Consider the following 26,081-nt stretch of genomic DNA (forward strand, 5'->3'; position numbering starts at 1 on the left):
ATGCCGCGCTTCCGCCTAGACATCGAATATGACGGCGGCCCCTATGCCGGCTGGCAGCGGCAGGCCGGCCAGCATTCGGTGCAGGCGGCCATAGAGCAGGCGCTGGAAAAATTCTGCGGCGAGGCGATCACCTTGCGCGGCGCCGGCCGCACCGATGCCGGCGTCCATGCCACCGGCCAGGTCGCCCATATCGATCTGGCGAAGGACTGGCGGCCGGACACCGTGCGCGACGCCGTCAACGCGCATCTGCAACAGGCCGGCGAGCGCGTCGCCGTCCTTGCCGCGAGCGTCGTCGCCAACGATTTCGACGCCCGCTTCTCAGCCAGGGCCCGGCACTACGTCTACCGCATCGCCAACCGCCGCGCGCCGCCGGCGCTGGACAAGGGCAAGGTCTGGTGGGTGCCGAAGCGCCTCGATGCCGAGGCGATGGATGAGGCGGCGAAGCAGCTTCTCGGCCGGCACGACTTCACCACCTTCCGCTCGGCGCAATGCCAGGCCAACAGCCCCTTGCGCACGCTCGACCGCCTCGATGTGAGGCGCAGCGGCGATACGATCGAGATCTTCGCCTCGGCCCGCTCCTTCCTGCACAACCAGGTGCGCTCCATGGTCGGCTCGCTGAAGAAGGTGGGCGAGGGTGCGTGGACGTCCGAGGACCTGAAGGCCGCGCTCAATGCCCGCGACCGCGCCGCCTGCGGCCAGGTCGCGCCGCCGGACGGGCTGTTTCTGGTTGGCGTGAATTATTGAGGCAGTTTGCCAGTTGGGCCTGTCGCGGTACCCCGTCCTTACACGGCAGTGTTATCGCATATGGCGTGGCCCCCTCTCCGTCGCGCTACGCGCGCCACCTCTCCCCCCGTTCCGGGTGGAGAGGATAGGCCGGTCGCAGGCTTGGCGCCCATCCTCGCCCTCACGAAGTGGGGGAGAGGTGGCTCGGGCGTAGCCCGAGACGGAGAGGGGGAAACACCTATGTGATGCCCTTGCCTTCAGGAGGAAGTACGCGCAGGGCCTGAAAAAATTCCGTATATGACAGCCCCGCCGCGATCCTCACCCCCGCAGCTGCCGCCGCAAAATCTTGCCGACATTGGTCTTCGGCAGTTCGGTGCGGAACTCGACGTGGCGCGGGCGCTTGTAGCCGGTCAGCCGCTCGCGGCAGAAGGCGAGCAGGTCGGCCTCGGTCAGCGCCGGGTCCTTCCTGACGACGAAAAGCTTCGGCACCTCGCCGGACTTCTCGTCCGGCACGCCGATGGCCGCCACTTCCAGCACGCCGGGATGCTGCGCCGCCACTTCCTCCAGTTCGTTCGGGTAGACGTTGAAGCCTGAGACCAGGATCATGTCCTTCTTGCGGTCGACGATCTTGGTGTAGCCCTGCGGGTCCATGAACCCCATGTCGCCGGTCTTGAAGAAGCCGTCGGCGGTCATCACCTTGGCCGTCTCGTCGGGCCGCTGCCAGTAGCCGGCCATCACTTGCGGCCCGCGGATGCAGATCTCGCCGACTTCGCCGAGCGGCACCGGTTCGCCGTCGTCGTCGCGGATGGAGAGTTCGGTCGAGGGCAGCGGCAGGCCGATGGTGCCGGTGAAGGCGTCGGCGTCGAAGCGATTGGCGGTCGCCACCGGCGAGGTCTCCGACAGGCCGTACCCCTCCGAGATCATGCAGCCGGTCAGTTCCTTCCAGCGATCGGCGACGGATTTCTGCGCGGCCATGCCGCCGGCGAAGGTCAGCACCAGCGGTCTGAAATCCAGTTTGCGGAAATCCTCATTGTTGAGCAGCGCGTTGAACAGCGTGTTGAGGCCGGGGAAGATGTTGATCTTGTATTTCGCCAGTTCCTTGACGAAGCCCGGAATGTCGCGCGGATTGGTGATGAGCAGGTTCTGCGCGCCCTGCTGCATGCCCATCAGCGCGTTCACCGTCAGCGCGTAGATATGGTAGAGCGGCAGCGGGCAGACATAGACGAGGTTGGCCGGTCGCGGCCGCTTGATGAAGGCCGTTTCCACCCACAGCGCGTTCTGCGCCACGTTGGCCAGCACGTTGCGATGGAGCAGCGTCGCGCCCTTGGAAACGCCCGTCGTGCCGCCGGTATATTGCAGGAAGGCGACGTCGTCGGCCGACACCTCGGCCGGCTTGAAGGTGCCGGCGCGTCCGGCCCTGAGCGCGGCAGCGAACTTTATATGGCCGGGCAGCGACCACGCGGGCACCAGCTTCTTCACCCGCCGCACGACGAAATTGACGATCGTCCCCTTCAGCCCGCCCAGCATTTCGCCGAGCGAGGCGACGACGACGGTCTTCACCGCCGTCTTGGCCACCACGGACTGCAAGGTCGAGGCGAAGTTCTCCAGGATGACGATGGCTTCGGCGCCGGAATCCTTCAACTGGTGTTCCAGTTCGCGCGGCGTGTAGAGCGGGTTGACGTTGACCACGACGTAGCCGGCCCTGAGCACCGCCATCATCGCCACCGGATATTGCAGCGTGTTCGGCATCATGATGGCGACGCGCGCGCCCTTCGCCAGACCGCGCGATTGCAGGAAGGCGCCGAAGTCTGCCGACAGCCGCTCCGTCTCGGCGTAGCTGATGGTCTTGTCCATACAGGTGAAGGCCGGGCGGCTGGCGAAACGCTGGCAGGCCTCCACCAGAAGCGCGCCGATCGATGACGCCGGCAGCGGGCCGATCTCGGCTGGGATGATGTCCGGATAGCTCGCCAGCCACGGCTTGGCCGCCTCGCCCGATGCGATGGCGGCACTCGCCTTCGGCAACGACTTAGGCGCCGTCCGGGCCTTGGGTGCTGTCTGCGCCGCCTGCTTGCGCGCGGCGACCGGCGCAGCCTTCGCCTTGGCGGGGGCGACAGGCTTGGCCGCGGCTTTCGCCGCCGGCTTGGCGCCCGTCCGCTTTGCGACTGCCGGCTTGGCATCCGTCGCCGGCTTGGCGCCTGCCTGTCTTTTTGTGTCCGCCGCCTTCTTCCTGGTCGTCGTGCCGGCTGACTTCGCCACCTGCTCCTCCCCGATAGGTGTCCCGGTGGATGCGGGCCGGGATTTGCCGGCATCGCATCCTTGCGGACTATCTATCGCGACAATCCCAAAGCTGCGCAAGTCTTGCCCCAAGGGCAGGCCGGCAAGGAATTCGTCGCACCGCGTCTTTCGGCGCGGATGCGGTCGGGCGCAGGTTTCGCCGGCGCTGTCGGTAGGCAGGAAAGGCGGAGAAAATTTTGCTTATCACGCGAAAAAGACAGCCATGAAAACTGCGTGATATATTCGACGAGGAACGGTTTTGCTAAGAATGTGGCTTTTCTTGGAACGTCGTTCCGCATGCCGTGCGGTAAGCAAACTGGGTGTTCCAAAGCTTTGAAAACGATGCTTATATGCGGCCTCCGCGAGCCTGATAGAGGGGCTTGGAAAAACTTCAGGGAGTTCTCAATGAAAAAGAAAATGGCTTTTGCGGCTGCGTTGCTGGCCGCAACGGTGCTGGGAGGCGTGGCCAACGCAAAGACGCTGGTCTACTGTTCGGAAGGGTCGCCGGAAGGCTTCGACCCCGGCCTCTACACCGCCGGCACGACGTTCGATGCGTCCTCGCGCACGGTCTACAACCGCCTCGTCGAGTTCAAGCACGGCTCCACCGAGCTCGAGCCCGGCCTCGCCGAGAGCTGGACGATTTCCGATGACGGCCTGGAATACACCTTCAAGCTGCGCCAGGGCGTCAAGTTCCAGACCACCGACTTCTTCACGCCGACGCGCGAGTTCAACGCCGACGATGTGATCTACTCCTTCGAGCGCCAGCTCAAGGCCGACAATCCGTGGAACAAGTACGTCGCCGGCGCTTCCTGGGAATATTCGGCCGGCATGGGCTTCCCCGACCTCATCAAGGGAATAGAGAAGGTCGACGACCACACCGTCAAGTTCGTGCTGAACCATCCCGAGGCGCCGTTCATGGCCGACCTCGGCATGGACTTCGCCTCGATCCTGTCGAAGGAATATGCCGACAAGCTGGCCGCCGACGGCAAGATGGAGCAGATGAACCAGCAGCCGCTGGGCACCGGCCCCTTCACCTTCGTCGCCTACCAGCCGGATGCGGCGATCCGCTACAAGGCCAATGACAGCTACTGGAACGGCAAGCCGAAGATCGATGATCTCGTCTTCGCCATCACCACCGACGCCTCGGTGCGCCGGCAGAAGCTGGAAGCCGGCGAATGCCAGATCTATCCGTATCCGAACGCGGCTGACGTCCAGGCGCTCAAGGACAACAAGGATCTGAACGTCGAGGAGCAGGCCGGCCTCAACGTCGCCTATCTCGCCTACAACACGCTGGTCGCGCCCTTCGACAAGGCCGAGGTGCGCCGCGCGCTGAACGAGGCGATCAACAAGAAGGCGATCGTCGACGCCGTCTTCGAGGGCCAGGCGCAAGTCGCCAAGAACCCGATCCCGCCGACCATGTGGTCCTACAACAACGACGTGAAGGATGACGAATACAACCCCGACGCGGCCAAGGCCGCGCTGGAGAAGGCCGGCGTCAAGGATCTCAAGATGAAGATCTGGGCGATGCCGGTTTCGCGTCCCTACATGCTGAACGCCCGCCGTGCGGCGGAGCTGATGCAGGCGGACCTCGCCAAGGTCGGTGTCACCGCCGAGATCGTCTCCTATGAGTGGGCCGAGTACCTGAAGCGCTCGTCCGACAAGGACCGCGACGGCGCCGTCATCCTCGGCTGGACCGGCGACAACGGCGATCCGGACAACTTCCTCGACACGCTCCTGGGCTGCACCGCCGTCGGCGGCAACAACCGCGCCCAGTGGTGCAACAAGGAGTTCGACGATCTGGTGAAGAAGGCCAAGCAGACCTCCGACCAGGCCGAACGCGCCAAGCTCTACGAGCAGGCGCAGGTGGTCTTCAAGAAGGAGGCGCCCTGGGCCACGATCGACCACTCGACGGTGTTCATGCCGATGTCGAAGAAGGTCACCGGCTACACCCAGGACCCGCTCGGCATCCATCGCTTCGACAACGTCGACATCGCCGAGTAATCCTCCAAACAGCGCCCGGCTCCGGCCGGGCGCTTGCTTATCCGTCCCTGGTCGGTTGCTCCGGCCGGGGCGAGATGTCATAGGACATCCATGCTCAAATTCTTCTTCGGTCGGCTGCTGGTCCTGATCCCCACTTTCATCGGGGTCTCGATCATCGCCTTCGCCTTCATCCGCCTTTTGCCGGGCGATCCGGTCATGCTGATGTCGGGCGAACGCGTCATGGACCCGGCGCGCCACACCCAGATCATGCATGAACTCGGCATGGATCGGCCGATGGTCGTGCAGTACCTTTCCTATATCGGCGGCATCCTGCAGGGCGACTTCGGCACCTCCATCGTCACCAAGCGACCGATCATCCAGCAGTTCTTCGCGCTGTTCCCGGCGACGCTGGAACTCTCCGTCTGCGCCATCATCTTCGCCATCGTGCTCGGCATTCCGGCCGGCGTCTTCGCCGCCATCAAGCGCGGCTCCTTCTTCGACCAGTCGGTGATGGGGGCGGCGCTGGTCGGCTACTCGATGCCGATCTTCTGGTGGGGCCTGCTGCTGATCATCCTGTTCTCCGGCATCCTGCGCTGGACGCCGGTGTCGGGCCGCATCGACCTGCTCTATTTCTTCCCATCCGTCACCGGCTTCATGCTGATCGACTCGCTGCTGTCCGGCCAGAAGGGCGCCTTCACCTCCGCGCTCAGCCATCTCATCCTGCCGACCATCGTGCTCGGCACCATTCCGCTCGCCGTCATCGCGCGCCAGACGCGCTCGGCCATGCTGGAAGTGCTGTCGGAGGACTATGTGCGCACCGCCCGCGCCAAGGGCCTTTCGCCCTTCCGCGTCGTCGGCATCCATGCGCTGCGCAACGCCATGATACCGGTCATCACCACCATCGGCCTGCAGGTCGGCGTGATGCTGGCCGGCGCGATCCTGACCGAGACGATCTTCTCCTGGCCGGGCATCGGCAAGTGGATGGTCGATTCGGTGTTCAAGCGCGACTATCCCGTCATCCAGGGCGGGCTGCTCTTGATCGCCGCCATCATCATGATCGTCAACCTGATCGTTGACCTGCTCTACGGGCTGGTCAATCCGCGCATCCGGCATTGAGGAGAGGACGATGGCTGACACGACCGCCAAGACCGCTTCCTCCCTCGACGAGATGTCGCCGCGCCGGCGCCAACTCGCCGAGTTCTGGTTCTATTTTTCGGAAAACAAGGGCGCCGTCATCGGCCTGTGGTTTGTCCTTGCCCTCATCATCGTGGCGGTTCTGGCGCCGCTGATCGCGCCGCACGAGCCTTACCAGCAGTACCGCGACGCCGTGCTGGTGCCGCCGGTCTGGCAGGACGGCGGGCGCTGGGAGTTCCTGCTCGGCACCGACGCGGTCGGCCGCGACATCCTCTCGCGCCTTCTGTTCGGCGCACGCTATTCGCTGTTCATCGGCATCGTCGTCACGGCCATCGCGCTGGTCGCCGGCATCCTGATCGGCGTCGTCGCCGGCTATTTCCGCGGCTGGGTCGATACCGTCATCATGCGGCTGATGGACATCATCCTGGCCTTCCCCTCGCTGCTCCTCGCGCTGACGCTGGTGGCGGTGCTGGGGCCGGGCCTCGACAACGCCATGATCGCCATCGCCCTCGTCTACCAGCCGCATTTCGTGCGCCTGACGCGCGCGGCGGTGATGTCGGAGAAGACGCGCGACTACGTGGTGGCCGCGCGCGTCGCCGGCGCCGGCCCGCTGCGCCTGATGTTCAGGACCATCCTGCCCAACTGCATGGCGCCGCTGATCGTGCAGGCGACGCTCTCCTTCTCCAACGCCATCCTCGATGCGGCCGCCCTCGGCTTCCTCGGCATGGGCGCGCAGCCGCCGACGCCGGAATGGGGCACCATGCTGGCCGAGGCGCGCGAGTTCATCCTGCGCGCCTGGTGGGTGGTGACGCTGCCCGGCCTCGCCATCCTCATCACCGTGCTCGCCATCAACGTCATGGGCGACGGCCTGCGCGACGCGCTCGACCCCAAGATGAAGAGGTCGTGACCATGGCCCTGCTCGAGATCGAAAACCTCGTCGTCGAGTTCGAGACGGCATCAGGTCCGTTCCGCGCGGTTGACGGCGTATCGCTCAAGGTCGACGAGCGCGAGGTGCTGGCGATCGTCGGCGAGTCCGGTTCCGGCAAGTCGGTGTCGATGCTGGCGATCATGGGCCTTCTGCCCTGGACGGCGAAGGTTTCCGCCGACAAGGCGTTGTTTAACGGCAAGGACATGCTGGGCATGAGCCAGTCCGAGCGCCGCCGCATCGTCGGCCGCGACGTCGCCATGATCTTCCAGGAGCCGATGGCGAGCCTCAATCCGTGTTTCACCGTCGGCTACCAGATCGAGGAGGTGCTGCGCTTCCACCTCGGCCTCGACAGGAAGAAGCGGCACGCCCGCGCCGTCGAGCTGTTCACGCAGGTCGGCATCCCGAACCCCGAGGAGCGGCTGTCCTCCTATCCGCACCAGATGTCGGGCGGCCAGTGCCAGCGCGTCATGATCGCCATGGCCATCGCCTGCAATCCCAAGCTCCTGATCGCCGACGAGCCGACCACGGCGCTCGACGTCACCATCCAGAAGCAGATCCTCGACCTGTTGATGAACCTGCAGGCCGAGAACGGCATGGGCATGATCATGATCACCCACAATATGGGCGTGGTGGCCGAGACGGCCGACCGCGTCATCGTCCAGTACAAGGGGCGCAAGATGGAGGAGGCGGACGTGCTGTCGCTGTTCGAGGCGCCGAAGAACGCCTACACCCGCGCGCTTCTGGCGGCCCTTCCCGACAACGCCACCGGCGACCGGCTGCCGACGATCGCCGGCCTGATGCTGGAAGGCAACGCTTCCGTGGCGGCCTCGCAATGAGCGCCGGCGCCGAAATCGTCGTCGAGGGCCGCGACATCAAGCGCGACTACATCGTGCCGGGCGGCGTGTTCAAGCCGGCGCGCACGGTGCACGCGGTCAAGGGTGTGTCCTTCAAGGTGGAGAAGGGCAAGACGCTGGCCATCGTCGGCGAATCGGGCTGCGGCAAGTCCACGCTGGCGCGCATCATCACCCTGATCGACCCGGCGACCTCCGGCGAACTTCTGCTCGACGGCCACAAGGTCGATATCGCGGCCGGGCGACCGACGCCGGAACTGCGCCGCAAGGTGCAGATCGTCTTCCAGAACCCGTACGGCTCGCTCAACCCGCGCCAGAAGATCGGCGACGTTCTGATGGAGCCGCTGGTCATCAACACCGACACGCCGGCGGCCGAGCGGCGCGACCGTGCCTACGACATGCTGCGCAAGGTCGGGCTGGAGGACAAGCACTTCAACCGCTATCCGCACATGTTCTCCGGCGGCCAGCGCCAGCGCATAGCCATCGCGCGTGCGCTGATGCTGAGGCCGAGCCTGCTTGTGCTGGACGAGCCGGTCTCGGCGCTCGACCTTTCCGTGCAGGCGCAGGTGCTCAACCTGCTCGCCGACCTGCAGGACGAGTTCCAGCTCACCTACGTCTTCATCAGCCACGACCTGTCGGTGGTGCGCTACATCGCCGACGACGTGATGGTGATGTATTTCGGCGAGGCGGTGGAATACGGCAGCCGCGACGAGGTCTTCACCAACCCGCAGCACAGCTACACAAAGACGCTGTTCGCGGCCACGCCCCGCGCTGACGTCGACAGCATCAAGGCCAGGCTGGCGAAGAAGGCCGCCGCCTGACCGCAAGCCGTGGATCATACCTTCGGTTTGGAGTGTCGAATCGAACCCTTCGGGTTCGCAAGCCCGACCGGGCGTCGCGCGGCCAGCGCGCCCCATCGGAGCCGTAAGCGAAGCGAACTGGCGTGAGATCGAACAAGTGGTGCCGCTTGCGTGACTCGAACACGCGACCCTCGCATTACGAATGCGATGCTCTACCAACTGAGCTAAAGCGGCCCGCGGAGCGTGGCGCTCCGAGAATGCGGCGGTGATAGCCGCAAGCGGGCGTAAATTCAAGATGCGTCGTCGGCTATTGTGCGCGGCTTTCGCGCCGCAGGAAAACGGTGCGCGGGCAGGCCGGATTGCCGGCTATGCGGTCCACACCCGTTGATTGATTGCCCGGCTGCGTTTAACCATCATGTTTCTGACGCCGCGTAGAGGATTGGTGCTTGGATCCGATCGAGAAAGCGATCCGCAACGCCTTCGAGAAGGGCAATGCCGACGACAGGGCGTTCCGCGAGAAGGTGTATCGCTCGGCCTTCGCCGCGCTCGACCGCGCCCTGCAGGCCAATCCGGGCGTGACGGTCGAGGCGGCCATCAACCGCCGCAAGGCCATGCAGGCCAAGATCGCCGAGATCGAATCGGAATTCCTGCCGGCCGTGGATATTGCCCCGCCGGCGCCCGGCGCCGACGATGCGGCACCCGCCGTCGACATCGGCGGGCCGCGATCGAAAGACGCGTCGTCCACAGCCGCTCCCGCCGTCGAGGTTTCGGGGGCGGGCTCCGGCCCGGTTCCGTCGGTCGAAATGCCGTCCGTCGGTGGCGCTTCCGCGTCGCCTTCGGTCGAGGCCGGGCGGCCGCAGGAGAGGGGCGCTCGTGTCGAGCCTGAGTTTTCTCCTCGGCCGGACGCGGCAGCGGCGCGGGCGCGTGTCGAGCCGTCCGTCGCCGACATCACGCCTGCTCCGGCGCTGGCCGGCAGCGCGCCTGCCGAGGCGGCCGCGAACGTGGCGCCCGACCGCGACGAGCGGCGGACCCGCCGCCGCTTTCCCACCGGTCTGGTCGTCGGCGTGCTCCTGCTTGCGGCCATTGCCGCCGGGGCGTGGTGGGCTGTGCAGTCCGGCCTGTTCAGGCTGCCTGGAGAAATCGGTTCGTCGCGGCCGGCAGAAGATGGGGATCAGGCGACGGCGCCGGCGGAAGGCGCCTTGCAGAAGCCGGGCGAGGCGGACCAGCGCAACTGGATCACCGTCTTCGCGCCGAACGATCCCACCCATGTCAACGCCCCTTCGGACGCCAAGGCCGAGGTGATGCAGGACGACAGCGGCTCCTTCCTGCGCGTCCGTTCCGGAAAATCCGGCTCGGCCGTCAGCTTCGACGTCGGCCAGGGCGTGCTGGAGCAACTGGCCGGCAAGCATGCCGTCTTCGACATCGTCGCCCGCGCCGAGGAAGGCAAGGACACGCAGATGTCCATCGACTGCAATTTCGGCGAGCTCGGCGATTGCGGCCGCAAGCGCTACGCCGTCGGCCACGAGAAGAACGAATATCTGTTCGACGTCGACTTCCCCGACAAGCGTCCCGGTGCCGCCGGCGCCATCGCCGTCAATTCCGACTTCGACGGGCAGGGCAAGTCGGTCGATATCTACGAGATCAGGGTGTCGGTCGTCGAGTAGAGCACTGCTCAGTCGAGCAGGGCCTGCAGCGTCTCGATGCGGTCGGCCTCGGCGGGCGGTTTGTCCCAGCGCAGGCACGAGACGCGCGGAAAGCGCATGGCGACGCCCGACTTGTGCCGGGTGGAACGCGCCAACCCCTCGAAGGCGACCTCGATCACCAGTCCGTTCGTCTTGTCGGCGCGCACCGAACGCACCGGGCCGAAGCGCTCGACGGTGTTGTCGCGCACATATTTGTCTATTCTGCGCAGTTCCTCGTCGGTGAAGCCGAAATAGGCCTTGCCGACCGGCACCAGTTCCTCCTCGCCTTCCGGCCCCGACCAGACGCCGAAGGTGTAGTCGGAATAGAAGGAGGAGCGCTTGCCGTGGCCGCGCTGGGCATACAAGAGCACGGCGTCGACGGTGTGCGGGTCGCGCTTCCATTTGAACCACGGGCCTTTCGGCCGCCCGGCAAGATAGGGCGAATCCCACCGCTTCAGCATCACGCCTTCGATGATCGGATGCGGCGGCGCGGTGCGCTTTTGCTCCAGTTCGTTCCAGCCGGCGAACGCCACCAGCGGCGACAGGTCGAAGCGGGCCGGGTCGAGCGTAGGGACGAACGCTTCCAGCCGCTCGCGCCGTTGCCGGAAGGCGAGGGCGCGCAGATCTTCGTCGCCCGCCTGCAACAGGTCGTAGCAGCGCACGAAGGCGGGGTGGCGCTCGCGCATGGCCGCCGACACGCTCTTGCGGTTCAGCCGCTGTTGCAGGTCGGAAAAGGTGCCGGTGGCGGATGGCGTGCCGACCAGCAGTTCGCCGTCGAGCACGCCGGAGAAATCGACGGCGCCCGCCAGGTCTGGGAAGGCACCTGCGACGTCGTCGCCGGTGCGCGAATAAAGCCGCACCGTGCCGCCTTCCGCCACCACCTGCACGCGGATGCCGTCCCATTTCCATTCGGCGGCGTAGTCGGCCGGGTCGAGCTTCTCGAAATCGCCGGCTTCGATGGCATGGGCGAGCATGACCGGCCGGAACAGCCCCTTCGCCGTCGTGTCGGGCTTCGGTGCCCGGCCTTCCAGCCAGGCGAACAGGTCGGCATAGGGTGGTGAAAGGCCGTGCCAGAGCTCCTCGATCTCGGCCACGTCGACCTTGCCGAAAGCGGCCAGCGCCTGCTTGGCGAGCCGTGCCGAAACGCCGATCCGCAAGCCGCCGGTGACCAGCTTGATGATGGCGAAGCGGGCGGACGTTCCGGCGCTGTCGAGCAGCCGGGCTAGTACCTTCGGCCCGTCCGAGCGGCTGGCCGATTGCAGGGCCGAGACGACGTTTGCCAACGTTGGGGCTGTTCCGTCGTTGTCACCCCCACCCCTGACCCCTCCCCTCAAGGGGGAGGGGGACTTGGGCGCGGCAGCTTCCCCTCCCCCTTGAGGGGAGGGGTCAGGGGTGGGGATATTCCGCTCCGGCCAGACGAGGGAAACGGTTTCCGCGAGGTCGCCGACATAGTCGTAGGAGTAGGAAAACAGCACCGGGTCTATGCGCTCCTCCACCAGCGCCCGCAGCATGGCGGGTTTTACGGACGCGATGGTGAGGTCGCCGGTGATCGCCGCCAGCGCCAGGCCCCGGTCAGGGTCTTCCACCGAGCGGAAGTAGTCGGTCAGCAAGGTCAGCTTGCCGTTGCGCGACGGCGTCAGCACCAGCCGGTCGAGGAGTTCTGCGAAGCGGTTCATCAATCGCCCTCGTCCTCGTAGCCGACCAGATTGAGCGGCCGGGCGGCGATGCCCTGAAGCTCGCACCAGCGCACCAGCGCTTCCTCGCGGCCGTGCGTGACCCAGATCTCGGAAGCGCCGGTGTCGTGGATGGTGTCGGTCAGTTCGTCCCAGTCGGAATGGTCCGAGATGATCAGCGGCAGCTCCACGCCGCCTTGCTTGGCGCGCTGGCGGATGCGCATCCAGCCGGAGGCGAAGCAGGACAGCGGGTCGGGAAAGCGCCGCGCCCAGCGGTCCTGGAAAGCGGATGGCGGGCCGATGACGACGGCGTCGGCGAAATCGCCCTTCGAGCCGGTCTCGACGGTGGCGGGCTCCAACCTGCCGAGGTCGATGCCGCGGCTCTGGTAATAGTCCGAAATCGTCGTCAGCGCGCCGTGTATATAGATCGGCCTGTCGTAACCGGCGTCGCGCAGCAGCCGCATGACGCGCTGCGCCTTGCCGAGCGCATAGGCGCCGACCAGATGGGTGCGCTCGGGGAACTGCGCTACCGATTTCAGCAGCCGTGCGATTTCTTCTTCGGCCGGCGGATGGCGGAACACCGGCAGGCCGAAAGTCGCCTCGGTGATGAAGACGTCGCAGGAAACCACTTCGAACGGCTCGCTGGTGGCGTCCGGGATGCGCTTGTAGTCGCCGGAGGCGACGATGCGCATGCCGCCGTGCTCGACCGCGATCTGCGCCGAGCCGAGCACATGGCCGGCCGGATGGAAGGTGACGGCGACGCCGTTGACGTGAAGGGTCTCGCCGAATGCGGCCGGCTGCGTCGTACCGGCGAAATCCTCGCCGTAGCGCAGCCCCATGATGTCCAGCGTCTCCCGCGTCGCCATCACCGCGCCATGGCCGGAGCGCGCGTGGTCGGAATGGCCGTGGGTGACCAGCGCCCGCGCCACCGGCTGCACGGGATCGATGAAGAAATCGCCAGGCGGACAGTAGAGGCCTTCGGGGTGGGGGCAGAGCAGGTCCTTCGCGCGCATGCGGCAAGGATAGGCTTTTATTCACCGGCGAAAAGCCGCCCGCGCAACGCTCCTGACTCCCCGCTTGCAAGTTGAAGAAAGTTGGATCATAGCGAGCGCCCCGGCGCTTCTCGCCGGCGGACCCTAGAGACCTCGACCATGAAACCGCTTCAGGCTTCGTCCGGTGACGTGCTTGCCGATCGTCGTGCCGGCTATGCGGAAATGCTGTTCTCGTCCGGCGACCATGCCGCCGCCGCCGACCTGATGCGCGACGCGCTGGACCTTTCGCCCGGCTGGGCGCTGGGCTGGTTCAGGCTGGGCGAGATGCGCGAGGCCGCCGGCGCGCTCGACGCCGCCGCGGAAGCCTGGACGACCGCGTTGGAACTCGATCCGCGCGACCGGCCGGGCGCGGCCCTCAAGCTGGCATTGATCGGCCGCGCGCCGTCGGCCGAGACATCGTCCAGCGCTTTCGTCGAGGCGCTGTTCGACCAGTATGCCGACACCTTCGACGCCGCGCTGGTGGAGAAACTCGCCTACCGCGTGCCCGCGCTGCTTTCCGATGCGATCCATATGCAGGGACGCAATACGTTCCGGCTGGCGCTCGACCTCGGCTGCGGTACCGGCCTGATGGGCGAGGTGTTGCGGCCCCATGTCGAGCGTCTGGAAGGGTTCGACATTTCTGGCCGCATGCTGGCCAAGGCGCGCGCGCGAGCCATCTACGACCGGCTGGAAAAGGCCGACTTGCAGGATTTCCGCTACGAAGGAGGTCGGCCGGACCTGATCGTTGCCGCCGACGTCCTCATCTATCTCGGAGCTCTGGAGCGTGTGGCGAAAACCGTCGCCGGCCTGCTTTCGCCGGGGGGCCTGTTCGCCTTCTCGGTCGAGCGGCTGGCGAGGGAGGGCGATTTCGCCCTCCAGCCGTCCCGCCGCTACGCGCATTCGGAGCCGTATGTCCGCCGCCTTCTGGGCGAGAACGGCCTGGACGTGCTGTGGCTGGAGGAACACGTCCTGCGGCTGGATCGCGGCGAGCCGGTGGTCGGGCTGATCGTGGTGGCGTCTTTCCCTCCCCCTTGAGGGGAGCGACTATCTGAGGTGTCAAGTTGCATTTGCGAACTCGGTGCGCGCGTCGCGTGCTTTTGCGTTGAGGATGACGAGTAGCTTGCGGGCGAGCGCGATGCGGATGACCATCTTCTCTTTTCCGGCGGCCTGCAGCCGCTGATGGAAGGCGGCGAGATGCGGGTCGTATTTGGCGGCGAGCCTGGCGATGAGAAAGAGCACACCGCGCGGCCCGGCGCGGCCACCGCGCAGGTGACGTCGGCCGCTACGCCTGCCGCTGTCGTTGGCCATCGGCGCCAGCCCGGCGAGCTTGGCGATTGCCTTGTTGGAAAGGATGCCGATTTCGGGCAATTGAGCAAGCAGGCGGGCCACGGTGCGCGAAGCCACGCCCTTGATCGAGCGGAAGGTCCGATCGAGCCTGGCCCACAGCGGGTCGTCGTCGATCAACGAGGCGATCTCGCCCTCGATGCGGCGGCTCTGGCGCGTGAGCAGCGCGATGACCTCTTCGAGACTTGCGACCGTCTCGGCATCGGCCGCCGCGCTCCTGCGCTGCTTGTTGACGGTCAGGTCGGCGCCGAGCTGGGAAAGTCGGACCATCAGAGCTTTGAGCCGCGCCTGCGCCGGGCTGGGCGGCGGCGTCGGCATGATCTGCTTGGCTTCGGCGAAGCGGGCGATGACGGCGGCGTCGATCCGGTCGGTCTTCTCCAGGAAGCCAATCCCCTCAGCGAAACAGCGCACGTTGCGCGCGTTGACGATACCGCAGGGCTGGCCGGCCTGCCACAGCAGCAGGAAAGCCAGCCGCTCATAGCCGCCCGACGCCTCCATGACGGCGAGTTCGGCACCATGGTCCCGGCAGAAGCCGGCGAGCCCGGCAATGCCGGCCGCGTCGTTGCCGAAACGCTCTGCCGTCGCGCCTGGCTCGACATGGGCGTCGAGCCAGTCTTTCGAAACATCAACTCCACAAATGGTCCTGCTCACGGTAACCTGCCTTGTGCGTGCGGTTGAAGCCAAGCGACTATTCGGTCGTGCGTGACGAGGCGAAGATCCCTGGCTCCCCTGCGGTTGTGGCCGGAGGGTGTACGGGCGACTTCGCCAAGCCTCGAACCGGATGGCCATCCGGTTCGAGGCTCAGTCGCTTTCCTCGCACAAATCCTGCCTGCGTGCAGATACAAGGGTGGCCCGAAGGGCCGGGAGGGGTCGTCGCGGCAGTGCTCCGGCGCTATCAGCGTTGGTGGCGTTGAGGTGACCCCTCCGGCCTCGCTTTGCTCGGCACCCTCCCCCCAAGGGGGAGGGAAACCCGTGATCCCTTTTTGTTCCATTTTCCGCTTGGCCTTTGATCCGCCCCGCGCTACCTGTGTCGCGTGACCGCCGAGCCGCGCCCGACCGACGTCAATGAAGCCGCCCACCTGCCAGAACCGTTCGTCAGGTGGTTCGCGGCCAAGGGCTGGGCGCCGCGCGCCCACCAGCTCGACCTTTTGGCGCGGACCGAGGCCGGCCAATCGACGCTGCTGATCGCGCCCACCGGCGCGGGCAAGACGCTGGCCGGCTTCCTGCCTTCGCTGACGGAACTGGCCGTACGCGGCAGGCGCAAGCCCGGCGAACCGAGGCGGGGCGTGCATACGCTCTATATCTCGCCGCTGAAGGCGCTCGCCGTCGACATCCAGCGTAATCTCGGCAAGCCGGTCGAGGAGATGGGCCTGCCCATCGCCATAGAGACGCGCACCGGCGACACGCCCGCCCACAAGCGCCAGCGGCAGAAGCTGGCGCCCCCGGATATTCTTCTCACCACGCCCGAGCAGCTTGCCCTGCTGATCGCCGGCGGCGACGCCAGGCGCTTCTTCGAGGATCTGAGCGTCGTTATCTTCGACGAACTGCATTCGCTGGTCACCTCCAAGCGTGGGCATCTGCTGTCGCTGGGATTAGCGCGGCTGCGCAGCCTCAAGCCGGATTTGCGCGCGATCGGGCTTTCCGCGACGGTGGCCGAACCGGACGAGTTGCGACGATGGCTGGTCGGGCAGAACCCACCTTCTTGGGCAGCGACCCCCACCCCTAACCCCTCCCCGCAAGGGGGAGGGAAAGCTGCCGCGCCCTCTCAAGCCATCATCAAGACGAAAATCTCCTCCCCGCGTGGAGAGATCTCGGACGGGGGCGTGTCGCAGACAGAATCCCCCTCCCCCTTGCGGGGAGGGGTTAGGGGTGGGGGTAGCGAGCGGCCCGCCCATGAAAGTCGGCCGCTTACCCCAATGGCCGGTCTCGTCACCGTGGCCGGCGGCGCGAAGCCCGACATCTCGATCCTCGATTCCGAGCAGCGCGTGCCGTGGGCGGGGCATTCGGCACGCTATGCGATCCCCGAAATCTACGACCAGATCCGCCGCCACAGGACGACATTGCTGTTCGTCAACACGCGCAGCCAGGCCGAGCTGCTGTTCCAGGAGCTATGGCGGGTGAACGAGGACTCGCTGCCGATCGCGCTGCATCACGGTTCGCTCGACGTCGGCCAGCGGCGCCGCGTCGAGAAGGCGATGGCCGACAATGCCTTGCGCGCCATCGTCGCCACCTCGACGCTCGACCTCGGCATCGACTGGGGCGACGTCGACCTCGTCGTCCATGTCGGCGCGCCGAAGGGCGCGAGCCGGCTGGCGCAGCGCATCGGCCGCGCCAACCACCGCATGGACGAGCCGTCCAAGGCGATCCTCATTCCCGCCAACCGCTTCGAGGTGCTGGAGTGCCGCGCAGCCCTCGACGCCAACTATCTCGGCGCGCAGGACACGCCGCCCCTTTTGGCAGGTTCGCTCGACGTGCTCGCCCAGCATGTGCTCGGCACCGCTTGCGCCGCCCCCTTCGACGCGGACCAGCTTTTTGCCGAGGTGACGGGCGCGGCCCCCTATGCCGGGCTTGACCGCACCACCTTCGACCGCGTCGTCGATTTCGTTGCCACGGGCGGTTATGCGCTGAAAAGCTACGAGCGCTACGCCCGTATCCGCAAGACGAAGGAGGGGCTGTGGCGCGTCACCCATCCGCGCGTCGCCCAGCAATACCGGCTGAACATCGGCACCATCGTCGAGATGCCGGAACTCAACGTGCGTTATGTGCGGTCGGGCAGGGTGGCGGGCTATGGTGGCAGGGTTCTGGGCAAGGTCGAGGAATATTTCGCCGAGACGCTGCGGCCCGGCGACAATTTCCTCTTCGCCGGCAAGGTGCTGCGCTTCGAGGGCATCCGCGAGAACGAGTGCGTCGTCTCCTCGGGCGGCTCGTCGGCGCAGATCATCGTGCCGTCCTATGCCGGCGGAAAATTCCCGCTGTCGACCTATCTGGCCGACCAGGTGCGCGGCATGCTGGCCGATCCCGAGCGCTGGCAGGCGCTGCCGGAGCAGGTGGCCGATTGGCTGAGACTCCAGAAGGAAAAATCCATGCTGCCGAAGCGCGGCGACCTTCTGGTCGAGACCTTTCCGCGCGCCGATCGCCATTTCATGGTCTGCTATCCCTTCGAGGGAAGGCTGGCGCACCAGACGCTCGGCATGCTTCTGACACGCCGGCTGGAGCGGGCCAACGCCCGCCCGCTCGGCTTCGTCGCCACCGACTATTCGCTGGCCGTGTGGGCGCTGGACGACATGGGCGCGCTGTTTTCGGCGGGAAAGCCGTCGCTCGGGCAACTGTTCGACGAGGACATGCTGGGCGACGACCTTGAGGAATGGCTGAACGACTCGTGGATGCTGAAGCGCATGTTCCGCAATTGCGCCGTCATCTCCGGCCTGATCGAGAAGAAGTTTCCGGGGCAGGAAAAGACCGGCCGGCAGGTCACCGTCTCGGCCGACCTGATCTACGACGTGCTGCGCAGCCACGAGCCGGACCATGTCTTGTTGCAGGCGACGCGCGCCGACGCCTCCGCCGGCCTGCTCGATGTCGGCAGGCTGGCCGACATGCTCTCGCGCATCCGTGGTCGAATCGTGCATAGGAAACTGGAGCAGATTTCGCCGCTGGCCGTGCCGGTGATGCTGGAGATCGGTCGGGAATCGGTGAACGGCAGGGCGAACGAGAGCCTGCTGATGGAGGCTTCCGACCTGATCGCCGAGGCGATGGGCGAGGCCGGCGAGGCGCCGGCGCGCAACGGACCGGTGGTGACGCTGCATGGCACCGCGCCGAAAGCCGGCCATGCCGAGCGAAAGAGGATTGGAACCGCCGATTATGGCCGTCGCAGCGTGAGATCGAAATGACCGCAGTTCACCGCGCCAACGCCATCGCTGCCGCGGGCCTTGTCGGCCTCGCCGGCGAATGCGCGGTCTGCGACCCGCGCGGCGTGCTCTATTTCCCCGATTTCGGCCTGCTCGCTGTCTCCGACCTGCATCTGGAGAAAGGTTCCGCGATCGCCCGGCGCGGTGCGCTGATCCCGCCCTACGACACGGTGGCGACGCTGGCGCGGCTGGCCGAGGCGGTGGCCGACTACCAGCCGCGCACCGTCGTCAGCCTCGGCGATTCCTTCCACGACGGCTGGGGGGCGGAGCGGCTGCCGCTGCCGTTCCGCCAGCGGCTGGAGGTTTTGATGACCGGCCGTGACTGGTTCTGGGTGACCGGCAACCACGACCCGGACGCGCCGGCCGACCTGCCGGGTGAGACGGTGCGGGAACTCGCATTCGGCTCGCTAATCCTGCGCCACGAGCCGTCGGGCACCTATGTCGAGGGCGAGGTGGCCGGCCACCTGCATCCCTGCGCCCGCATCGTGCAGCGCGGCCGCTCGGTCAGGCGCCGCTGCTTCGCCGGCGACGGCTCGCGCATGATCATGCCGGCCTTCGGTGCCTATACCGGCTCGCTCAACGTGCTCGACCGCGCCTATCGCGGCCTGTTCAGGCACGAGACGCTGATGGCCTACATGCTGGGCGCCGACCGCGTCTTCGCCATGCCGGGCTCGATGCTCAGGCCGGGGTGATTTTTGCCGGGCTTGGCTGGAGCAACGGTCGCCGTTTCTGCTTCGCGCGAGACGGGCCGTCGCATATGGCGCATTTCCCCCTCTCCGTCTCGGCTTCGCCGAGCCACCTCTCCCCCACTTCGTGAGGGGAGAGGATAGGCGTCCAGCTTGGCTCCCATCCTCTCCCTCCGGAACGGGGGGAGAGGTGGCGCCGCGAAGCGGCGACGGAGAGGGGGCAGCACGCCTTACACAATTATCCAACCCCGGTGGGGCAGGACATTGCCAATTTGCCTCGGTTCAATCCTTGCGGAAGACGATGCGGCCCATCCAGCCCGTCAGCATCGCCAGCGACACCGACAGGAAGCCGTAGAAGAAGCCATGATTGTGGGCGAGGCGGAAGACGGCCTGCTCGAAGCCGGATTTGCGGATTTCGAGCTGCGCCGAGCTTTCCTTGACGAACACGCCGTTCTTGAACAGGAAGGCGCGGGCCTTGTGCGTGCCCACCGGCACGTCCGGCGCCAGCCTGACCGTGGCACGGAAGAGGTTCTGCGACAGGAAACGCACGCCGCCGACATTCTCGCTGTAGAGGCCGGTCGCCGTCTTGCGCTGGCGCAGCGCCTTGGTGAATTCGGCGATGGTCGTCGGTGGCGCCTCGGGGTCGCCCGGCTGCATGTAGATGTTGTTGGCGCCGAGCGAGAGCTGCTTGTAGCTGTCGGGCTGGGTGATGTCCTGGAAAGGACGCGTCGAGGCCACCGAATAGGAGACCGGAACGTTCTCGAACTGCTCGGATTCCAGGTTGATCCAGACGCCGAGCACGCGGTCCTTGCGCCGCACGACGACCGGCCGCGCTGGCCCCTCCAGCACGACGACCACATCGTAGCGGCCTTGCCGGGCGATCTGCGGGTCGGCGTCCTCGAGCGCGCCGAAGATGGTGAGATCGGCGCCCGAGAATCCGGCGGTGATGGAAACGGCGTCGGTCGACAGGCCGATCTGGATGCCCTCCTCGTGCGGCGTCTGGGCGCGCGCGGCCGGGATCGCCGTCGCCAGCGCCAGCATCGCAAGGAGAGCAAGCCTTGCCGGATGCATCAGCCCATCCCCGGCACGGAAAGGGAGTAGAGGTTCGGCGGCGTGGCGAACAGGTCGACCGCCAGCCTCAGCGCCACCGCCAGCACCAGCAACGCCAACAGCGCGCGCAGCTGCTCGCCGCGCAGCCGCTGCCCCGCCTTGACGCCGTACTGGGCGCCGGCGACGCCGCCCACCATCAACAGGAAGGCCAGCATCACGTCCACCGTCTGGTTGGTGCTGGCATGCACCAGCGTCGTGTAGGCGGAGGTGAAGATGATCTGGAACAGCGAGGTGCCGATGACGACGTTGGTCGGCACGCGAAGCAGGTAGATCAGCGCCGGCACCATGATGAAGCCGCCGCCGACGCCCATGATCGAGGACAGGAAGCCGATCGCCACGCCGAGCCCGATCACCGGAATGACGCTGACGAACAGTTTTGAGGCGCGGAAGCGCATCTTCAGCGGCAACCGGTGGATCCAGTTGTGCTGGCCGGACTTCTTCAGCGTCGGCGCCGTGCCCGAGCGCGTCGCGCGCAGCGCGTTGACGCTTTCGTAGAGCATCAGCCCGCCGACGGTGCCGAGCATGACGACGTAGAGCAGCGAGATGAACAGGTCGAGCTGGCCGAGCGAGCGCAGCAGCGCGAATACCCATATACCGAACGTCGAGCCGACGACGCCGCCGGCAAGCAGCACCCCTCCCAGCTTGAAGTCCAGCGTGCCGCGCTTCATGTGCGAGAGCGCGCCGGAGAAAGAGGAGGCGATGACCTGGTTGGCGCCGGTGGCCACCGCGATCGCCGGCGGGATGTTGTAGAAGATCAGCAGCGGCGTGATGAGGAAGCCGCCGCCGACGCCGAACATGCCCGACAGGAAGCCGACCGCGGCGCCCATGGCGAGCAGCACGAGAATATTGACGGAAATTTCCGCGATCGGGAGATAGATGCCCACCCGTCCGTCTCGACCAGTTTACCCTCGGGCCGGTAAAGCCCAGGCCGGTATAACACCGAAAAGCTAATCTGTTCTTGCGCCGGCAGCGCGGCGGGATTTTTCCCGCCGCGCTGCCGAAACGAAAACCATCTCAACCGTTTAACAGGCGAAACTATGGCCGGGCGTCACGTCAGCGACGCCGTCCGCCTCATTTGCGCGCCAGAAGCGCCTTCACCAGCTTTTCGTCGACCGTGCCGGTCGCTTCCAGCCCGTTGTCGCTCTGGAAGGCCATGATCGCCTTCTTGGTCCGGTCGCCCATGACGCCGTCCGTGCCGCCGGCGTCGTAGCCGTTCTTGTTGAGGATCTTCTGGATGTTCTGCACCGCCTTCTTCATGTCGATGCTGGCGGTGGTGGTGGGAACGTCCTGCCAGGCGTCGGGGATGTCGACGGTATTGGCGGAGGGATCGAGCGGCTTTGCCTTCCACAGTTCGACGGCGGCGCGTGCCTTTTCCAGCTGTTCGGGACGCAGCGCGTTGGCGATCTCGTCGCGCTTGGCGGCGGCGTCCTTGTCGCCGGTCTTGGCGACCAGCGCGAACCACTTGTAGGAGGCCTCCAGGTCCTGCTTCATGCCGACGCCCTTGGCCGCCAGGATGCCGAGGTTGAACTGGCTGTCCTTGACGCCGAGATCGGCGGCCTCCTGGAACCAGTGCGTGGCCGACTGGTTGTCGGTGGTGCCGTCGGCCGCCATGGCGTAGAGCACCGCAAGGTTGTGCATGGCGCTGGCGTTGCCCTGCTCGGCGGCGAGTTGGTACCAGGTCTTCGACTTGGCGATGTCGCGCGCCACGCCGGTGCCCTTCTCGTAGAAATTGCCGATGCGGTACTCGGCCGGCGCAAAACCGAGGTCGGCCGCCTTCTGATACCATTTGGCCGCCTCGGCCATGTCTTCCTTGACGCCACGCGCCTCGGCGTAGCGCGAGCCGAGCTCGAACAGCGCCTTGGGATCGCCCTTGGCTGCGGCCTCGCGCAGCGCCGGCGGGTTGATGCCGGCCGGCACTTCGATTGCCGCGTCGGCAGCCGGAGCGGTGGGCGCGACGGCGTTGGTGGTTTCGCCGACGCTCGCGACCTCGGTGTTTTGAGCCGGCGCGACCGGTGTGGCTTCGACCGGTGCTGCCGATACGGCCTGCGTATCATCGGCGGGGATGGCGTTGCTCGCCTTCGCGGCGGCTTCCGCCGTGGCCATATCGTCCTGTTCCGCGATCTGGCTCTGCCCGTCGGTGGCGGCTGCCGCATTCTGCTGCGGCTTCGCGTCCGGCTCGTTGTCGACCACGCGGACAGGCGCGGCATCGCCGGAGTTCGTCGGTGTGGCGGCGCTCTCTACCGGAGCGGAAGGCGTGACCGGCGCTGTCGCGGCCGACGTGTCGGCAGCCATCGCGACGCGGCTGTCGGCGATCCGTGCCGGCTCGTTGGCTGCGGTCTGCTGCGGATCGGACAGGAAAGCCTTGCCGAGCTGCAGGCCGGCCAGCGCCAGCATGATCGCGGCGGCGGCCATCAGGATCGGCTTGCGCCGCGCCTTGATGAGATCGCCGATCCGCAGTGCCTTGACCGGTCCGGCCACTGTGGACTGGCGCTTGAGCGCCTCGGCTTCGGCTGCTGCCGCCTGGGCGGCGCGGCGGGCGGCGGCGATGAAATCGGCCTTGGCGACGTCGCCTTCGCCGCCCCTGGCCGGCTGGCCGCGTTCGTCGCGCACCCGCTTCATGATGGCGTTGAGGTCGGGCGCGCCCGAACCGGGTTCGAGCGGCCGGTTGATCAGTTTGGGCTCCAGCGGCTCGTCGATGTCGACGGCAGGCGCTTCGGCCGTGGCACCGGCGGCGGGTGCCGCTTCGGTCTGCTCGCTCTGCCGGCGCAGCTTGAAGGCGCGTGCAAGGCCACCGAGCCGCGACTTGCGGTCGCCGCCCTGCTCCACGGTTTCGGAGCCGAGCGCTGCGCGCGCCGCATCGGCGGCGGCTTCGGCCGGGGTGCGGACCATCGGCTCCTTGCCGGCCGGGATGCCCGGTGCGTCCAGGTCGCCGGCCAGCGGCAACGCTTCGCTGATGTCGAGCGCCGGCGCCTCGCGCACGGCGATCTTGGCGCGGGCAGGTTCGGCGACGGGCTCGGCAGCAGGTGCGCTGGGGCCGCTTTCCAGCGAGCCCAGCCGGTCGACGATCTTCAGCAGCGTGTCGTGGATCGCCTCGAAGGTCTTTGTGTTGCGCTCGTCGGAACGGCGCGTCAGCCCCTCCAGCGTCTTGAGGTCATTGGCCAGGCCGGCGACGGCCGCGGTCTCGGGGCCTGCCCCGGTCAGCGTGCGCACGGCGTTTTCCGCCGCTTCGCGCGCGGCTTCCAGGATTGAATCGCGGCTGGACGTCAGGCTCTTCTCGATCCGGTCGATGCGCGGCGCGATATCCTCGAACACCGGCAGCGGCGTTCCCGGCTGCGACAGATGCGCCGAAAGGCCGGAAACCTGCGCCTCCAGCGAGCGGATCAGCTCGGGGTCGACGGCGGCGACTTGCGCGGCCGAGGAATCCAGCCGGTTCGAGATCGCCTCCAGCCGGCTTTCCAGCGCGCGGATGGCCGTCTGCCCAGCGGCGTCGGGAGCGCTCGTCTCCAGCCGCTTGGCCAGCGCCGTGAAGCGGGCGTCGATCGCTTCCATGATGCCGCTCGCCTCGAAGGCGGCTTCCGGCGAGCGCCGGTCCAGTTGCTCGGCGACCTCGTTGAGGCGGCGTTCGAGATCGTGGAAAAGCAGGTTGCCGTGCTCGATGGCCTCGCCCTGGCGGCGCTCGATCATGTCGGACAGCACGTCGAAGCGCTGTTCGATGCCGTGGAAGAGCGCGTCGGTCTGTGGCAGGGCAGGGGCGTGCTCGATACGCTGGGCGATGTCGGCGATCTGCGCGCCGAGCCGCTCCATCGCATGTTCGGGCAGCGTGGCGCGGGCGGCGAGGTCGTCGACGCGGCTGGACAGCGTATTCAGCCGGTCCATCATCTCGTTGCCGGGACGGTCCGCCGCGACCTCTTCGATCTGCTGGGCGAGCGATTCGATGCGCCGCTCGATGCGCTCGAACGAGGCGGGGTCGAAGGCGGCCGATTGCGCCGCCACGGTGGAGGCGACGATGGCGCGCGAAATCTCGTCCAGCCGCTCGTCGATCAGGCCGAAGGTGTCGTTATGGCTGCCCTGCTGGTTGACGAAGTGGTCGACCGCGCCGGCCAGCGTGCGCACCTTTTCCTCCAGCGAACGCAGCGACAGCGATTCGGGCAGGTTGGAGACGGCCGAGCTGATCTGCTCCAGCCGCTCGCTCAGCGCGGCGATGCCGGCGTCGCCCCGCTCGGCAAGCTGGCCGTTGCCCAGCCGGTTCTCGAAAGCGCTCCAGCGGCGGTCGAAGTCGTCCCAGCGGCGGTCCAGCCCGCGCACGCTTTCCTCGCGCGCCAGCGTGTCGAGCGCCGATTTCACCTGTTCCAATTCCAGCCGCAGCAGATTGACGTTCTTGTCGTCGCTCCTTTCGGCGAGCGTCTGGATGGCGCCGGACAGCCGCTCGAACTCCAGTCCGAGCTCGGCGCTGCCCTTGGCGGCCGGCGTGGCGCGGAAGGAGCGCTCGATTTCCTGGCGCAGGGCCTGGAATTCGCGATGAACGCCGACCGACATCTGCTGGCGCAGTTCCTCGCGAAGGCCGCGCAGTTCTCCGGCGATCCTGCTGGCGGCGGCGACGCCGTCCTCCTGGTCGCGCATGCGGTCGATGTCGCGGGCAAGCGCGTGGTAGGCCTGATCTGTGACACCCGGCCGGCGCGCCGGCTGATAGGAGCGCTGTTCCTCACGGCGCGGCATTTCGGGAGCGGCCCGCTCACCGTAGGGATAGGCGTGGCCGTAGCGCGGATCGCCGGCGCCGCGCGCGTCCTGGCGGGGTGCCTCGAGCCGCTGCCCAAGGGCCTCCAGCGATCGGTTGAGCTCTTCCAGCGTGCTGTGCGGCCTGCGCTGCCTGCCGGCATTGAGGGTATCGAGGTAGGACCGCTTGCTGTTCATCGAAACGCCCGTTTCCGAAATGGCCGGAACGATCCGGCTTTTCCTTCCCTGTCGGGGGACCGCAGCGGCAAGGCCGGGCGGAAGCGCGCTTCCGGGTTGGCCCCGCTCCGAGAAACCGTGAACAATTCGATACAGGATAAACACGGATGACCGACATGCGCACGTTTCGCCCAACGTGGTAAACAAGCCGTTAACCAAGCTTAAGAAGCTTTGGCGATTGTTCGCAAACAGGGGGCTTGCAACGGGCGCATAGCCGGTTTGCGCGAAACGCTGTTGCTTTCGCCGCATTGCACCATTATACCCTTACGTAAACGTAAGAGGTGTGCGGTTCGTGCGCTGCTTGCGCGTTTTTTGTTGAAACCGACCGGAAGCCAACGCCCCGACCGCTTCCATCAGGCGCTGCCGGCTCGATCGCCGCGGCGCCCCACCGGGGAAAGTCTAGATCCATGACCCTGACGACGACCGGCCAGACCGTGGCCAACATCAACAATGCACCCAAGGATATCGCCGACGATTTCGTGCGCATCGGCGAGATGGCCAAGACGTTCGGCGTGACGCTGCGCACGCTGCGTTTCTATGAGGACAAGGGCCTTCTCAGCCCCAAGCGCGACGGCGCCACGCGTCTCTACACGCGCCGCGACCGCGCACGGCTGAAGCTGATCCTGCTTGGCCGCAAGGTCGGTTTCTCGCTGCGCGAGGTCAAGCAGATCATCGATCTCTACGATCCAGCCGGCTCGAATGCCCGCCAGCTTCGCCTGGCGCTCGACAAGTCGGAAAAGCAGCTCGTGCGGCTGAACAAGCAGCGCGCGCTGATCGACGACGCCATCGGCGAGTTGACGACGATGATAGGTACGGTTCGCCAGCTGCTGTCGGAACGCCATCCGGCGCAATCCAGCGCAACCAACTGAGCGGGCCTTTCCGCCGATCCGCCGATGCATAGGATTATAGCGTCGGCTGCGTTTTCGGCTCCCGCCGATCCCGCCTCGTGATAGCCTGCTGCCCGGAAGGGCGGCGGGCTTTTTTCGTTGGCGCAACGCCGCGTCAAAAAC

At 66.7% G+C, this 26,081-nt stretch carries 17 protein-coding genes, 1 tRNA gene and 1 pseudogene; 11 read left to right on the forward strand and 8 right to left on the reverse strand.

All coding sequences use genetic code 11. The features are described 5' to 3' along the window. Entirely contained in the window at positions 1-744 is a 744-nt protein-coding gene (gene truA / locus FGU64_RS20510; RefSeq protein ID WP_139954820.1) for a tRNA pseudouridine(38-40) synthase TruA, read from the forward strand. Between the two features lie 297 nt (positions 745-1,041). On the opposite strand, the gene FGU64_RS20515 is transcribed toward truA, so the two are convergent. Then, entirely contained in the window at positions 1,042-2,979 is a 1,938-nt protein-coding gene (locus tag FGU64_RS20515; RefSeq protein ID WP_139954821.1) for a long-chain-fatty-acid--CoA ligase, read from the reverse strand. 435 nt (positions 2,980-3,414) lie between these two features. Between FGU64_RS20515 and FGU64_RS20520 the strand changes: the two genes are divergently transcribed. The 5 genes from FGU64_RS20520 (at position 3,415) to FGU64_RS20540 (ending at position 8,711) form a co-directional block, all read left to right on the forward strand. After that, the gene (locus FGU64_RS20520) at positions 3,415-4,998 is read left to right on the forward strand and encodes an ABC transporter substrate-binding protein (RefSeq protein WP_230978783.1); all 1,584 of its coding nucleotides are present in this window, start codon (positions 3,415-3,417) and stop codon (positions 4,996-4,998) included. 90 nt (positions 4,999-5,088) lie between these two features. Beyond that, positions 5,089-6,093, forward strand: coding sequence for an ABC transporter permease subunit (locus tag FGU64_RS20525; RefSeq protein ID WP_136358257.1), 1,005 nt, complete (start codon positions 5,089-5,091; stop codon positions 6,091-6,093). 10 nt (positions 6,094-6,103) lie between these two features. Beyond that, positions 6,104-7,018, forward strand: a complete 915-nt coding sequence (locus FGU64_RS20530) for an ABC transporter permease subunit (RefSeq protein WP_139954822.1) — start codon at positions 6,104-6,106, stop codon at positions 7,016-7,018. 2 nt (positions 7,019-7,020) lie between these two features. After that, positions 7,021-7,875 (forward strand): ABC transporter ATP-binding protein, encoded by an 855-nt coding sequence (locus FGU64_RS20535; protein ID WP_136358253.1) that lies wholly within the window; start codon positions 7,021-7,023, stop codon positions 7,873-7,875. After that, a complete protein-coding gene (locus tag FGU64_RS20540; RefSeq protein WP_139954823.1) occupies positions 7,872-8,711 on the forward strand; it encodes a dipeptide ABC transporter ATP-binding protein in 840 nt (279 codons plus the stop codon). Before FGU64_RS20535 ends, FGU64_RS20540 begins: the two co-directional genes overlap by 4 nt. Positions 8,712-8,848: 137 nt before the next feature. On the opposite strand, the gene FGU64_RS20545 is transcribed toward FGU64_RS20540, so the two are convergent. Then, a tRNA-Thr gene (locus FGU64_RS20545) sits at positions 8,849-8,924 on the reverse strand. Positions 8,925-9,136: 212 nt separating this feature from the next. Between FGU64_RS20545 and FGU64_RS20550 the strand changes: the two genes are divergently transcribed. Next, positions 9,137-10,354: a hypothetical protein gene (locus FGU64_RS20550; RefSeq protein WP_139954824.1), complete on the forward strand. Its 1,218-nt coding sequence runs from the start codon at positions 9,137-9,139 to the stop codon at positions 10,352-10,354. A gap of 8 nt (positions 10,355-10,362) precedes the next feature. Here the strand turns inward: FGU64_RS20550 and FGU64_RS20555 are convergent, their stop codons facing one another. Together FGU64_RS20555 and FGU64_RS20560 are read right to left on the reverse strand one after the other, a co-directional pair. Continuing rightward, positions 10,363-12,048, reverse strand: a complete 1,686-nt coding sequence (locus FGU64_RS20555) for a cisplatin damage response ATP-dependent DNA ligase (protein WP_139954825.1) — start codon at positions 12,046-12,048, stop codon at positions 10,363-10,365. Then, positions 12,048-13,058 carry a ligase-associated DNA damage response exonuclease gene (locus tag FGU64_RS20560; RefSeq protein WP_139954826.1) on the reverse strand — a complete coding sequence of 337 codons (1,011 nt, stop codon included), beginning with the start codon at positions 13,056-13,058 and terminating at the stop codon, positions 12,048-12,050. Before FGU64_RS20560 ends, FGU64_RS20555 begins: the two co-directional genes overlap by 1 nt. A 138-nt stretch (positions 13,059-13,196) precedes the next feature. On the opposite strand from FGU64_RS20560, the gene FGU64_RS20565 reads away from it, so the two are divergent. Continuing rightward, complete coding sequence (locus FGU64_RS20565) at positions 13,197-14,111, forward strand: methyltransferase domain-containing protein (RefSeq protein ID WP_139954827.1); 915 nt, start codon at positions 13,197-13,199, stop codon at positions 14,109-14,111. 21 nt (positions 14,112-14,132) lie between these two features. Here the strand turns inward: FGU64_RS20565 and FGU64_RS20570 are convergent, their stop codons facing one another. After that, a complete protein-coding gene (locus tag FGU64_RS20570; protein ID WP_139950424.1) occupies positions 14,133-15,071 on the reverse strand; it encodes an IS110 family transposase in 939 nt (312 codons plus the stop codon). A 383-nt stretch (positions 15,072-15,454) separates the two neighbouring features. Here FGU64_RS20570 and FGU64_RS20580 point away from each other — a divergent pair. Then, a pseudogene (locus FGU64_RS20580) lies at positions 15,455-18,175 on the forward strand (ligase-associated DNA damage response DEXH box helicase); the annotation flags it as partial. Between the two features lie 128 nt (positions 18,176-18,303). After that, complete coding sequence (gene pdeM, locus FGU64_RS20585; protein WP_139954828.1) at positions 18,304-19,017, forward strand: ligase-associated DNA damage response endonuclease PdeM; 714 nt, start codon at positions 18,304-18,306, stop codon at positions 19,015-19,017. A gap of 276 nt (positions 19,018-19,293) precedes the next feature. On the opposite strand, the gene FGU64_RS20590 is transcribed toward pdeM, so the two are convergent. From FGU64_RS20590 to FGU64_RS20600, 3 genes are all read right to left on the reverse strand, one after another. Continuing rightward, complete coding sequence (locus FGU64_RS20590) at positions 19,294-20,082, reverse strand: TIGR02186 family protein (RefSeq protein WP_139954829.1); 789 nt, start codon at positions 20,080-20,082, stop codon at positions 19,294-19,296. Continuing rightward, complete coding sequence (locus tag FGU64_RS20595; RefSeq protein ID WP_136359421.1) at positions 20,082-21,005, reverse strand: sulfite exporter TauE/SafE family protein; 924 nt, start codon at positions 21,003-21,005, stop codon at positions 20,082-20,084. The genes FGU64_RS20590 and FGU64_RS20595 overlap by 1 nt, the downstream gene beginning before the upstream one ends. A gap of 187 nt (positions 21,006-21,192) precedes the next feature. After that, on the reverse strand, positions 21,193-25,032 hold the full coding sequence (locus FGU64_RS20600; RefSeq protein ID WP_139954830.1) for an SEL1-like repeat protein: 3,840 nt from the start codon (positions 25,030-25,032) through the stop codon (positions 21,193-21,195). A gap of 446 nt (positions 25,033-25,478) precedes the next feature. On the opposite strand from FGU64_RS20600, the gene FGU64_RS20605 reads away from it, so the two are divergent. Beyond that, positions 25,479-25,940 (forward strand): MerR family DNA-binding transcriptional regulator, encoded by a 462-nt coding sequence (locus FGU64_RS20605; RefSeq protein WP_139954831.1) that lies wholly within the window; start codon positions 25,479-25,481, stop codon positions 25,938-25,940. Positions 25,941-26,081 lie beyond the last annotated feature (141 nt).

Origin of the sequence: Mesorhizobium sp. 8 (assembly GCF_006351905.1) — a bacterium.
GTDB lineage: Bacteria > Pseudomonadota > Alphaproteobacteria > Rhizobiales > Rhizobiaceae > Mesorhizobium > Mesorhizobium composti.